Annotated in this window: 6 protein-coding genes; 5 read left to right on the top strand and 1 reads right to left on the bottom strand. The window is 34.6% G+C overall.

Going from position 1 to position 13,504, the window contains the following annotated elements; genetic code table 11:
• Nucleotides 1-21: 21 nt before the first annotated feature.
• The 3 genes from ACE01P_RS20615 to ACE01P_RS20605 all read left to right on the top strand — a co-directional run bounded on the left by ACE01P_RS20615 (nucleotide 22) and on the right by ACE01P_RS20605 (nucleotide 6,910).
• A complete protein-coding gene (locus ACE01P_RS20615) occupies nucleotides 22-3,393 on the top strand; it encodes a TonB-dependent receptor (protein WP_379700923.1) in 3,372 nt (1,123 codons plus the stop codon).
• A 19-nt stretch (nucleotides 3,394-3,412) separates the two neighbouring features.
• Nucleotides 3,413-4,948 carry a RagB/SusD family nutrient uptake outer membrane protein gene (locus ACE01P_RS20610; RefSeq protein ID WP_379700921.1) on the top strand — a complete coding sequence of 512 codons (1,536 nt, stop codon included), beginning with the start codon at nucleotides 3,413-3,415 and terminating at the stop codon, nucleotides 4,946-4,948.
• 144 nt (nucleotides 4,949-5,092) lie between these two features.
• Nucleotides 5,093-6,910 (top strand): alkaline phosphatase, encoded by a 1,818-nt coding sequence (locus tag ACE01P_RS20605; RefSeq protein ID WP_379700919.1) that lies wholly within the window; start codon nucleotides 5,093-5,095, stop codon nucleotides 6,908-6,910.
• A gap of 326 nt (nucleotides 6,911-7,236) precedes the next feature.
• On the opposite strand, the gene ACE01P_RS20600 is transcribed toward ACE01P_RS20605, so the two are convergent.
• A complete protein-coding gene (locus ACE01P_RS20600) occupies nucleotides 7,237-8,841 on the bottom strand; it encodes a class I SAM-dependent methyltransferase (protein ID WP_379700917.1) in 1,605 nt (534 codons plus the stop codon).
• A gap of 379 nt (nucleotides 8,842-9,220) precedes the next feature.
• Between ACE01P_RS20600 and ACE01P_RS20595 the strand changes: the two genes are divergently transcribed.
• A complete protein-coding gene (locus ACE01P_RS20595) occupies nucleotides 9,221-10,231 on the top strand; it encodes a LacI family DNA-binding transcriptional regulator (protein ID WP_379700916.1) in 1,011 nt (336 codons plus the stop codon).
• Nucleotides 10,232-10,406: 175 nt separating this feature from the next.
• Entirely contained in the window at nucleotides 10,407-13,499 is a 3,093-nt protein-coding gene (locus ACE01P_RS20590) for a SusC/RagA family TonB-linked outer membrane protein (protein WP_379700915.1), read from the top strand.
• Nucleotides 13,500-13,504: the final 5 nt, after the last annotated feature.

The raw sequence follows: 13,504 nt of genomic DNA, 5'->3' as shown, positions 1-13,504 counted from the left end.
ATTACACTAAATCTAAAAACTATGAATGAAAAACAAATGCGGTATGCCGCAAAATGTCAGAGCATAAGGACAATGGGAGCAAAATTATTCCTATTTATGGCTTTGTTTTTTGCTGTATTAACAGTACAAGCCGGGAATGTTGACATTAGCAAAAGAGTGACTTTAAAAGTTGATAATGAAAGTATAAAAAATATATTTCAAAAAATTGAAAATCAGGTTGATGTGCATTTTATGTACGAAAGCAGCCAAGTAAACGCCAATCAGAAATTAAGTTTAAAACTGAGTAATGTAACGCTAGAACAAGCGTTGGATAAAATTTGCGGAAATGTTCTTAAATATGAGATCGTTAGCAATAATATCGTAATCAAGAAAAATCAGAAACTTGCAGAGAACAAAATTACTATTTCGGGAACTGTTTTTGGCGGGGACGATAATATGCCTTTGCCAGGTGTAGGAATTAAAGATAAAACTTCTGATGCAGCAACAGCAACAGATTTTGATGGAACATTTAAATTGGAGGTAAACTCTTCTGAAGCGACGCTTATTTTTTCTTACGTAGGTTATATAACGCAAGAAGTAAAAGTAACAAGCTCGCAAAACATTACAGTAAAATTAGTAGCCGATGTAAAACAGCTTCAGGAAGTTGTGGTTATGGGTTACGGAAGTGTGAAAAAGAATGAAGTTTTAGGAGCTGTTGGTTCAGTTTCTATGAAAGAAGCTTCAAGCAGAACGTACAACAATGCTGCTGAATTATTGCAAGGAACTGTTGCCGGAGTTACAGTAATCAACGATGGTGGAGATCCAACTGCAGCGCCAACAATCAATATTCGTGGTATTGGATCTTTGAATGCTGAAACGCCTTTAATCGTTTTAGACGGAATCATTTACAGTGGCTCTTTAAATACAATAAATCCAAATGATATTGCTTCGATCAACGTTTTGAAAGACGCGGCTTCTGCAGCAATTTATGGTGCGAGAGCTTCTGGTGGGGTAATTTTAATTACTTCTAAAAAAGGAGTTTCGGATAAAATTAATGTGAATGTAAATTATCAAGGAGGTTTTCAGAATGTAGCCAAAAAATTAGAAGTTTTAAACGCTGCAGAATATGCTGATGCAATGAATATTGCAAGAGATAATGCTGGTTTGCCAAGAATTCCTGCTTTCGATCCTGCTTATGAGCCAACAGCAAGAACAACAAAAACAAACTGGATGGACGAAATTTTCCGTACAGGAGAAATTCAGGATTTATCGCTTTCGATAAACGGAAAAACAGAAAAATCTAATTTCTTTCTTTCTGGAAGTTATAGAAAAAACGAAGGTATTTTGCTAAATACTTATGGAGAACGTTATACAGTAAGAGCAAATTCTTCTTTCAAATTAGCTGATAATTTTACAATTGGAGAAAATATTTCGTACTCATTAACAAATGGTCAGACGGCTAATACTTCAAGTTCGTACACAGGAGCAATCCAAGCAGCAATTTTGTATCCGCCAAATGCTACAATTTATAGAGAAGATGGTTCTGGACAATTTGGTGGAGTTCCAGAAAAATATATTGGTTCTTACGGAGACGTTATCAATCCGGTGGCGTATTTGAAAAGATTAGATAACGAAAATCCAATTTCTACGATTTTGATCAATCCTTATGCAGAATGGGAAATTGTTCCGAGTTTAAAAGTAAAATCTAACTGGGGTTACACTAGAATTCAAGATAATGCAAATGATTTTACAGTAAAAGTTACAGAGCCAGGAAAAATCTTTGACTTCAACAGATTGACTATTAAAAACATCACAACTACAGATTTATTAAGCGAGCAGACAATTTCTTATGAAAAATCATTCGGAAAACACAATCTGAAAGCTTTAGCGGGTTATACGTATCAAGAAACTAAAAAAGATTTCTACACTATTGAAGGAACTGGTTTTGATAACGAAGATCCATCGCAGCGTTATTTGTTGAATGCAAAATTAATTCAGCAAACAGCAGCAGGAAGATCAGATGAAATTATTTCTTCATATGTGGGAAGAATCAATTACGATTTCAATCAGAAATATTTAATCTCTGGAATTGTTCGTCGTGATGGAACTTCAAAATTATTAGAAAATAACCGTTGGAAAGTATATCCTTCAGTTTCTGCAGGTTGGTTAATTTCTGAAGAAAATTTCATGAAAGGAATCGAGCCAATCATCAGCAATTTAAAACTTCGCGCAAGCTGGGGACAAATTGGAAACTTAGGAAATCTTGGGCCATACCAATTTAGTGTGCCTTTAGTTCAATCTCAAGCTTTAATTGGAGCAGTGCCATCAATCAATTATGGTTACGCGGAAAGCGAATTATCAAACCCGAATTTGAAATGGGAAAGTTCTGAACAGACTAATATTGGTTTAGATTTTTCAATGCTAAACAATACTTTGGTAGGATCTGTTGATGCTTACGTGAAGAAAAACAAAGACATGTTGGTTCGTGACCAATTGCCTGGAGTTTCAGGAACACCGCAAGGAAGAATCGTGAACTCTGGAGATGTTGAAAACAAAGGGATAGAGGTAAGTTTAACGTACCAAAAAACTCGTGGTGAATTTAAATTTGATGTAACGGCAAATGCTGGATTTTTAAGCAATAAAATTGTTTCTATTAAAGACGATTTGACTTCATTAGAGCCTCTAGGTTTAAGCCGAGTTCGTAGCTTGCCTTTAGCGAATATTTACCAAGTTGGAAGCCCAGTTGGTGCTTTCTACGGATACCAGACAGACGGATTATTTCAAAGTAATGATGAGGTAAAATCGTATGTAAATAAAGATGGAGTTATGTATCAGCCAAATGCGGTTGCTGGTGATATTAAATTTAAAGATGAAAATGGAGATGGTGTAATCAACAACAGCGATAGAGTAATTTTAGGAAGTCCGTTCCCAAAAACAACTTATAGTTTGAATGCGAATTTCAGATACAAAGGATTTGATATGAATGTTTTCTTCACGGGTGCTGCAGGAAATAGTGTTTTCAACGCTGTAAAACATACAGGTTTAAATGCTTCTTTTCCAGGTTACAACTTGTTGTCTGAATCAAAAGATGCTTGGACTCCAACAAATACCGATACAAATGTTCCAGTTCTTTCATCAACAGATAACAATAACAACTTCGGACGTATTTCTAATTTATTTATCGAAGACGCTTCTTTCTTAAGATTGAAAAACGTTTCGATTGGTTATACAGTTAAAGAAAGCTGGTTGAACGGAAAAGCGAAATTGAGATTCTTTATTTCGGGACAAAACTTATTTACAATCACGAAATATTCTGGAATGGATCCTGAAGTTGGACTTAAAAACTTCGGAATGGATTTAGCTCGTTACCCGCTTTCTCGTATTTACATGACAGGTATTAACGCAACTTTTTAAAAAATAAAAAACAATTAAAATGAAAAAAATAAGTCTTTTATTATTGAGTTTCGTGCTTTTGGTAAGCACTTCGGCTTGCGAAAGTGAACTTGATGTTGTGCCGCAAGGAGCTCCTTCAAGCGGGAATTTCTGGAAAACGCCAGCAGACGCAAAAGCGGGAGTTAATGCAATTTATGCTTTGTATTCTGATGATAATATGTACGGTCGTGGTTTCTTTTGGCTAAATAATGCCAGCGATGATATCGGAACAAAACCAAGACAAAATGCAGAAAGAATTAAAAATTTTATCGTAGATGGATCAGAGTCGGATACAAAAGATATCTGGAGAATTCACTACGAAATTATGAAACGTTGTAACGACGTAATTCGTAATATTCCAAATATTAAATTAGACGAAAGCACAAAAAATGGAATGTTGGGAGAAGCTTATTTTAATCATGCAGTAATGCACTTAGAATTGGCTTACCATTATGGAGATGATCGTGCAGGAATTCCAATTCAAGACAGAGAAAATCCAACAAATGTTTATGTGCCTCGTGCTAAAAATGTAGCGGAGAATTACGCTTATATTGAAGCAGATTTAATAAAAGCGGCTGATTTATTGCCATACTTTGATCAGCTTACTCAAGACAATTACGGACGCGCTCATAAAACTGCGGCTTGGGCTTATTTGGTGCGTACTTATTTGTATGCAAAAGATTGGGATAACGCCATTAAATATGCGAATATGATTGTGGCTAGCGGAAAGCACAAATTGTTAGACAATTTTGAAGATGTATTTAAAATCAGTAATAACTGGTCTTCAGAATATATTTGGGCTGTAACTTCAAGTGCAGAAAATACATCTTTGGGTTCTATTTTTCCTGGAGTTTGTTTAGAAGATAAAGGTTGGGGAGTTTACAACGGTTGGGGAAATTTCTATCCGACAAAAGAATTGTTCGATACTTATGCCGCAAACGATAAAAGACGAAGCGCTACGATTTTACAAAAGGGAGACAAATTTGTTTATTTCGGTGAGACAGTAACGTTCAATGAAGGAAATCATGTAGTAAGTTCAAGTAACAGAACAGGTTATCAGTTTAAAAAATATATGGAGCCGTTCAGTTATCCAAAAACAACATCGGGCGGAGTTGATATTCGTTATGTAAATGCAAACGGAGACAAACCTTCAACAGCTTTAAATGTGCCTCTTTTAAGATATGCAGATGTGATTTTAATGTTAGCGGAAGCGAAGTTAATGAAAGGTCAAAGTGCAGATACAGAAATAAATATGATTCGTCACCGTGCAGGTCTTACCGATATTTCTGGAGCGACAATGGTTGATTTGAAAAGAGAAAGAAGATGCGAGTTAGCAGGAGAATGGACAGATCGTCATTATGATTTAGTGCGTTGGGGAGATGCAAAAGAAACTTATGCAAAACCATTGCACCATTATGATGGAAGCGTAATTTATCCTGCTCGTAATTTTAATCCTGCGATTCACCACGTTTGGCCAATACCGCCAGATGAAATCGCGGTGAGCAAAGGAGCTTTGACTCAAAACCAAGGCTGGTAGTAACTTAATTTCATTGTGTTTTTTTAGTTTTTTATACTGCAGTCTTTGGTCAGGAGACTGCGGTTTTAAAAAACGCTAAAACCTTTTTTGTTTCAATATAGCAGGAAAGTAACCCACGACTTTTTGCTATTAATTTTATTTTCAATGAAAAAAATAATCACCCTTTTTTGCCTTCAATTTTGCCTATTCGCACAAGCGCAAGAATACACTTCGTCTAACATTCATTCGCATAACGATTACGAAAGTAAACTGCCATTTTACGGAGCTTATTCTAACGAAACAGGCGTGATAGAAGCCGATGTTTTTTTAGTGAATAACGAATTGTTTGTGGCACATACTTCTAAAGAAATAGCTGCTCACAATACGCTTAAAAGTATGTATTTAGAGCCGCTTTCAAACAAATTAAAAACGTTGGAAGGAAAGGCTTATCCAAGCAATAAACCTTTGATTTTAATGATTGATATTAAGTCAGATGCCGACTTGACTTTGAAAGTAATTACGCAACAATTAAAGGCTTTTCCAGATATTATTTCGAATAAAAATATAAAAGTGGTTATTTCTGGAAACAGACCTTTGCCATCACTTTGGGCAACTTATCCAGATTTTATTTATTTTGATGGAAGGTTGAATGAAAACTATACTCCAGATCAATTGGCGAGAGTTGAAATGATCAGCGAAGATTTGCATGAAATTACAGTTTGGAACGGAAAAGGTGTTGTTACGCAGCCAGATATTGAAAAAATTCAGGCAATTATCAAAAAAGTCCACGATCAAAAGAAAAAAATAAGATTCTGGGCTACGCAAGACAACGTGAATACCTATATGACTTTAATGAACTTAAAAGTTGATTTTATCGGAACGGATAAAGTGGCCGAATTGACTCAATTTATAAATAGCATTAAAACTACATTTTACCAGAATACAGAATTTCACCAAGCGTATATTCCTAAAAATGGTTTCAAGAATAAACGCCCGAAAAATGTTATTCTTTTAATTGGAGACGGAATGGGATTAACGCAAATCTATTCTGGTTACACTGCAAACAAAGGGCAATTGAGTTTGTTTAATATTCCAACTCAAGGATTCTCAATTACAAAAGCTTCAGATAGTTATATCACAGATTCTGCAGCAGGAGGAACGGCAATGGCAACGGGACATAAAACTAATAATCGTTTTATAAGTGTCGATGAACAAGGAAAACCACTTCCGACAATTGCGGAACAATTGGCGAAGAAAAACTATAAAACAGCAATTATTTCTGCTGGAAATATTACTGATGCAACTCCGGCTGCGTTTTATGCGCATCAGTCTGATAGAAGTTACAGCGAACCTATTGCAAATGATTTTCTTTCTAATTCTTCTGATATTTTAATTGGAGGAGGACAAAAAGAATTTGTTTCCAGAAAAGATGGTAAAGATTTGTCTAAAGCTTTAATAGAAAAAGGCTATACTTTCTCTGACAAATTCTCAAGTTTAGATACTATTAAAAGCAGCAAATTTGTAGTTTTAGAAGATGCAGCGGTAGTTTCTATGAAAAATGGGAGAGGAGATTTCTTAGCTAAATCTTTTGCGAAAGCAACAAATACTTTTGCAAAAACTAAAAATCCGTTTTTTATTATGGCAGAAGGTGCTCAAATCGATTACGGCGGACATCAAACTAATGTAGAATACGTAGTTAGAGAAATGCTTGATTTTGATAAATTGGTTGGTCAGGCAATGGAATTTGTAGATAAAAATCCAGAAACGTTATTAATTGTAACTGCAGATCACGAAACCGGCGGATTATCTTTAATTGACGGAAGTATTGAAAAAGGTTATGTTCACGGAAGTTTCAGCACGAACGATCATACTTCAATTCCAGTTCCAGTTTTTGCTTACGGTCCAGGTTCTGAAAAATTCATGGGAGTTTACCAAAATATAGCGATTTATGACAAAATTATGGAGTTGATTGGAGGGAAATAATTTCTCTTTAATTAATGAAAATTCAATAAAAAAGGAGCGTCTTTGCGGACGGCTCCTTTTTTATTTTTAGATAAAATATGTCGCTCCGCTGGAGCTTTTTTGATGTTGTTTTGAATTCTGGCTATAAATATTTCGCTCTTCCAGAGCTTGAAAAATTATTTTGAAAAGTCCCAGCGGGACGAAATATTTATAGAAAATATATTTAGAGATTAAGGAAAGCCCCGTAGGAATGAAATATGTATTTAAAATACATTATTTTTTAAATCATCTTATTCAAATATTTCCCAAGGTTTCAACCTTGGGAAATGTATAGAAATTAAAATAATCTATTTTCCTTTCAATAAATTAATGCTCACCGTTGCAGTATCAGCATCGGGAAATCTTTTAAAAATTGCTTTATCCGGAAACAATCCTGCTTCTGCGGCAATTGCATTAAAAACATCAATTTCAACAATATACTGATCCGAAAAACCGTGAGTAGCATCATAAGCTGTTGCGGGAGTTCGACCTAAATTTTTGGCTGTAAGTTTCGGATTTATAGTATGAAGTTCAATCAGAAGCAAACCGAATTTGTGTACGTATGGCGACCATTTTTGCAAATGTTCTAAAAGATTATCTTCAACCAAATTATTGCTGATTCTTTTGCCTCTGTAAGCAAATGCGCCAGTTGAGGTACTTACTCTGTTTTCGTTAATTTGATTCGGATCTTGCCAAATTCGATTGTGATCGAGAAAAGTTCTCACATTCAGAAGATCTTTCAAATCGATATTATAATTTTCTTTTAGGTCATCTGCCAGTAAATCAGGACGTCCGATGTCGCCCCAAATTACTTTTGCCCAAATATCTGCGTTTATAAGATTGGCTCTCGTTACTTTCAAAGCTGTCTGATTGTAATCGGCTCCAACCAAAAATAACGGATATTCATCGAGCATTTTTCCGCGTAAAGTTTGTCTGTCGATTACTTCAAAAATATGCTGCAGGAAAGCACCATTTCCGCATCCCATATCAAGGATTCCTTTTGGCTGTTCTTCAATCGGAAGATTAAAAAGTTTGATCAGAATTTCGTCAACTACTTTAAAATAAGTATCGTGTGCGCCGCCGCTTCCCCAAACATTCATTTCTCGATCCACATGAATTTCGTTTTTGCCTTCAGCAATTCTTAAAGCATCAGGATTTCCAAAAATTAATTCTTCAATTTTGGCAAATGTTGGCAGATAAGAAACCGTAACGCCGTAAGCGCTAGCTCTTTTAGCGAAAAATAAACCAGCTTCAGTAAATTGATAATTTCCATTTTTTTCCAAAAACCAGCCCAAATGCACAAAAAAGTCTAATATCTTTTTAAAATTTTCGGGCGATTTATGAAATTCTTCGGGTCTGAAAGAAGTTTCCATAAAATACTTATGAAACATTCCATTCATTGCCAGACGCACAATAGTTGGTCCGATGAGGTAGCCTTCAATATGTTTTAAAATTTGTTCCTGAATGCTATTGGTCAGAGGATCGCTAGAAGGTTCAATTCCGTATCTTTTTTTATATTTTTCAAAAATAATATGGAGCTTTTCAAACGGCGTATCTTCAAACAAACGCGGATGAAAATGTATAGATAATTGAAGCAATTCAACAACATCATCGTAGAGATAGAACAGAGAAAAAGCAGTTTCGGTTTTCTCGTTTACAGAAATTGCAATTATCTGTGTTTTATTATCGATTTCATATTCTAAAAATCCCTGAGAAGCCAGAACTCTCAACGCAACATTCAGATAGCCTTCGTTGGCATTAAAAGTACTTGCAAGTTCAGATAATGTTGTTTGTCTTTTATTTAAAATAAATTCTAATACAGATTTATTTTTGAGCGCTACTGCTACTGGAGCAGTAACCAAGCCGTCAAGATGCCTGAAAATGGAACTTAAAAGTTGTGATTTATCGGTCATAATGCAAAAAATGAAGGTTAGTTAAAAATAAGGATTTTTTTCTTACTTCCTGCATCTTGTTTTTACATCTTGTGGTTTTCTGAAAAAGGCTTTTTTAAAGAATTTTGGATTTTTCTAAAATTTTTTTCTCAAAATAGCGTTGAAAAAAGAATATGAATTAGTTTAAAACACAATTAAATCGCTATAAAATTTATAAAATCAATATTAAAAGTCAAAATGACAATAACTGATAGAAATATAGTATTTACTGAATATTTCGTTTTATTTTATGTTTAAAAAAGAGATTTATTGAAAAAAAATTTTACTAAAACGTTTTTGTAAGCCGTACTTACATATATTTGTGATGTACTAAAATATGCAACAATAAATTTTTTACTAGATGAAAAAGATTACAATTAGAGATATTGCTAAGCAAGCAGAGGTTTCTATTTCTACTGTGTCTTTTGTCATCAACGGCAAAGGCGAAAAAATGGCCATTAGTCCATCAGTAATCAAAAAGGTTCAGGATGTAGCGCAAAAATTGCAATACAAACCGAGCATGATTGCGAGTAGTTTGCGAACTGGGAAAACGAGGTCAATCGGACTTATTGTAGAAGATATCTCCAATCAGTTTTTTGCAGACTTGGCAAGAGTAATCGAAGACGAAGCAAAAAATATAAACTATAGAGTTTTTTATTGTAGCACAGGAGATGATAACAATCGTTCGGAAGAATTGGTGCAAAGTCTTTTGCAGGCAAATGTTGAAGGTTTTATTATTACGCCAACACGAAATTTAGAAAAAACAATCAGTCAGCTTTTAAAAATGCAAAAACCGATTGTGCTAATTGACCGATATTTTGCCAATCAAAAAGTAAGTCATGTTGTAATGGACAATTACGAAGGATCTTACTCGGCGGTTAAATTTTTAATTAGCAAAGGCAGAAAAAATATTGCCGTTGTGAATAATGAATCTGGAATGATTCAGATGAAATTAAGAGAAAAAGGATATGTCGAAGCGTTAAAAGAAGAAGGAATTTATAACGAAAAGTACACGCTTCACTTAGATTATCACGCCAGTGAAGAAAGCAGAGTGGGAGCAATTATAAATTTCTTTGAAAAAAATAAAGAGATTGATGCTGTACTTTTTTCGGCAAATTACCTCGGACTTGCAGGACTTCAGGCCTTTAGAACTTTAAAATGTAAAATTCCAGAGGATATTTCAGTTATTAGTTTTGATGATCATGACAGTTTCAAACTGCATACGCCCACAATATCTGTAATTGCTCAGCCCATAGAAGATATCGCAGTTAAATCTATAGAATTGCTAATGAGTCAGATGACAAACTTTGAGGATTATAAAGTTGAAAAAATTCTCAAAAAGGGCACTTTAATAATAAGAGAATCAGTTTAAAAATTTTTTAACCATTTCACTAAAACGTTTTAGTGAAAATAGAATACAGCACTACTTGTAAAAGCTGTTTGCTGTGATATTTAAAATAGAGTACCAATTTTTATTAATTATTTAAAAACAAACACGTAACAACAAACACAAACGAAATCAAAACCAATAACCAAAAAGAATGCTTATGAGACAAATATTAGCAGTGTTAGGAGTGATATTGCTTAGCAGTTTAAGTGCTGCTGCTCAAAATCGATTAATAACCGGCATAGTTACAGATGGAGAAAACAAGGGAGTTGTTGCTGCATCAATCGAAGTTCAAGGAAAACCATTTAGCGCTGTTACAGATGCTGAAGGCCGATTCAAAATGAATGTTCCAGAAGGTAAAATTACCCTTAATGTTTCCTCTATAGGGTTTCAGTCAAAACAAGTTGTATTGCAAGAAAAAGAAACAAGAGTTGCTGTTACACTTGTTGAAAATACTCAGGAATTAAAAGACGTTGTGGTAACTTCATTTGGAGTTAAAAAACAAAAGAAAAGTTTAGGTTACGCCGTTGGAGAATTAAAAGGCGAGGATCTGACAAAAAATAAAGAAATCAATTTAGGAAATGCTTTGCAAGGTAAAATTGCCGGTGTAAACGTTTCGGCTCCAGTTACAGGACCATCAGGTTCAAGCCGCGTTGTTATTCGTGGTGCAACTTCAGCATCAGGATTGAACCAGCCTTTGTATGTGGTAGACGGAATTCCGATTGATAATACGCAACAAGGAAATGCTGGAATGTGGGGTGGTGCCGATAAAGGAGATGGTATGTCTTCTTTCAATCCAGATGATATTGCTTCGATGTCAGTTTTAAAAGGTAGTGCCGCTTCTGCTCTTTACGGGTATAGAGGTTCAAATGGTGTTATCTTAATTACAACAAAAAAAGGAAAAAGTGGAACTGGAATAGGGGTAGATTTTAGTACAAATTCTACTTTTAATACTCCTGCAAGTCTTTTAAAATGGCAAGACCAATACGGTGCCGGAGCGCCAGATGCAAACGGTGTGCCAACTAGATTTACTAATTTACAGGAACTTAGAGATTCATACTATTTTGCATGGGGAGATAAATATGACGGAACACCTTCTTTGTCTCTTGACGGTAAAACTAGACCTTACCAAGCGTATGGAAAAGATAACGTGGAAAATTTCTACAGAACTGGATATTCTTTCAGTAATACTTTAGCGATTTCTGGAGGAAATGAATCAACAAACTTTAGATTATCTTTTGGAAATACCAAAGACGAATCTATTTTGCCAGAAACTACTTTTGGTAGAAATAACGTGGCTTTGAGTTTAAACTCTGCCCCAAATAAAAAAATAAGTGTCGAGACCAATGCGCAATATATTTCTGAGAAAAGCCATAACCGTCCGTACTTAAATGATTCGCCAAGAAATCCATCTTTCCCAACAACTTTTATGACTCCGGGAACAGATATCAGATGGTTAAGCGATCCTTATGATGCAAATGGCGGAGAAGAAGACTTTTTAGGAGCAAACGTATATCATACAAACCCTTATTTTGCTACAAAATCTCCTTTAAACGACGATCTTAGAAAGCGTTTTATTGGTTCTGCAAAAGTAAATTATAACATTACAGATAAAATTTATGCTAAAGCTGTTATTGGTATTGATGATATTAATTATGAATATACTGAAGTTGAGCCTACTGGAATAAATTACAGCCCAGGTGGATCTATCGAAAACAGAGTTGAAACTCGTTCTGAAGTAAATGCTTCTGGTTTCTTAGGTTACAAAGGAGATATTGCTAAAGATCTTTCATTAGATGCTTTTATTGGTGCAAACCGTCAGCATAATAGATACAGTGGTATTAAAATGAAAGGAAATAACTTTATTGTTCCGTTCAAATATTTCTACGCAAATACACAGCCAGATAAAACAGAAAAATTATTCTCTGAAAGTGAAGTAAACTCTCTTTTCTATTCTGCAGATTTAGGATACAAAGATTACTTGTTTTTAAGTTTAACAGGTCGTGAAGATTGGTTTTCAACTTTAGATCCGTCAAATAATAGCACTTTCTATCCTTCTGTAAGTTCAAGTTTCATTTACTCAGAAGTTATCGGTCTTCCAGAATGGATTTCATATGGTAAAATTAGAGCAGGTTGGGGTAACGTAGGGGGTGCATTGCCAGAAGCTTACGCTTTAGCTTTAACTTATATAACGCCAGACGGACAAACAGATTCGTTAGGACAGCCAATTTTGGGTGTAAATGGAGAAACAATTCCGAACAGAACTTTAAAACCATACAACGTAAGCACAATTGAGTTTGGTTTTGAAAACACATTTTTCAATAATAGAGTAAGTACAGATTTAACTTTCTACAGCAAAAAAACAACGAACGATATTACAGATGCGGATGTTTCTCAAGCTTCTGGATATAGAACTACAAAAATCAACGTTGGAGAAATCTTAAATAAAGGGGTGGAGTTTGCGATTAATGTGAAAGCAGTTAAAACGCCTAGTTTTTCTTGGAATGTGAGTTATAATTTTGCTTACAACGATAGTGAAGTTTTAAATCTTTCTGATAAAATTACAACAAAAACATTAGAAGGAAACAGAGACGGAAGAGCTAATGTAGTTTTAGAAAAAGGACAACCTTTTGGAGTTATTAAAGCATATGATTATTTAAGAGATGCAAACGGAAATGTTGTATTAGATGCAGATGGAAAATTCTTAAGAGGAAATCTAGTTATTGCAGGACAAGGTGTTGCGCCAACTTCTATGGGACTTTCAAATGATTTTTCATATAAAAATTTCACTCTTTCTGTTTTTGTTGATGCTAAATTTGGAGGAGAAATCTATTCTGCTACCAATCAGTTAGGAACACGTTACGGATTATCTGAAATCACACTTCCTGGTCGTGAAACTGGAGTTGCAGTAAGCGGAACAGATGTTAACGGAAATCCTGTAAACAAAACAGTTTCGGCTTACGATTACTGGAGAAGTTACAGTGATGTAACATCAAACTTTGTTTACGATGCAGATTTCGTGAAACTTAGAGCAATTTCATTCGCTTATAATTTTCCAAAAGAGTATTTAAAAAGAACACCATTTCAGTCTGTTAGTTTAGCATTTTCAGCACATAATTTATGGACTATTTATGACAAAGTTCCAAACATCGATCCTGAGTCAAATTACTCAAACAGTAATGCACAAGGTATGGAGAGAGCTTCAATGCCTTTGACAAGAAATTATGGTTTTGCACTTAATGTCAAATTCTAATACTA

Origin of the sequence: Flavobacterium sp. HJSW_4, from assembly GCF_042436695.1 — a bacterium.
In the GTDB taxonomy this organism is placed as follows: Bacteria; Bacteroidota; Bacteroidia; order Flavobacteriales; family Flavobacteriaceae; genus Flavobacterium.
This window is presented reverse-complemented; position numbering and strand designations above follow the sequence as displayed.

Excerpts from the sequence above, each read along its gene's own strand:
- ACE01P_RS20615 (WP_379700923.1), top strand. The coding sequence starts at position 22 with ATGAATGAAAAACAAATGCGGTATGCCGCAAAATGTCAGAGCATAAGG.
- ACE01P_RS20610 (WP_379700921.1), top strand. The coding sequence starts at position 3,413 with ATGAAAAAAATAAGTCTTTTATTATTGAGTTTCGTGCTTTTGGTAAGC.
- ACE01P_RS20605 (WP_379700919.1), top strand. The coding sequence starts at position 5,093 with ATGAAAAAAATAATCACCCTTTTTTGCCTTCAATTTTGCCTATTCGCA.
- ACE01P_RS20600 (WP_379700917.1), bottom strand. The coding sequence starts at position 8,841 with ATGACCGATAAATCACAACTTTTAAGTTCCATTTTCAGGCATCTTGAC.
- ACE01P_RS20595 (WP_379700916.1), top strand. The coding sequence starts at position 9,221 with ATGAAAAAGATTACAATTAGAGATATTGCTAAGCAAGCAGAGGTTTCT.
- ACE01P_RS20590 (WP_379700915.1), top strand. The coding sequence starts at position 10,407 with ATGAGACAAATATTAGCAGTGTTAGGAGTGATATTGCTTAGCAGTTTA.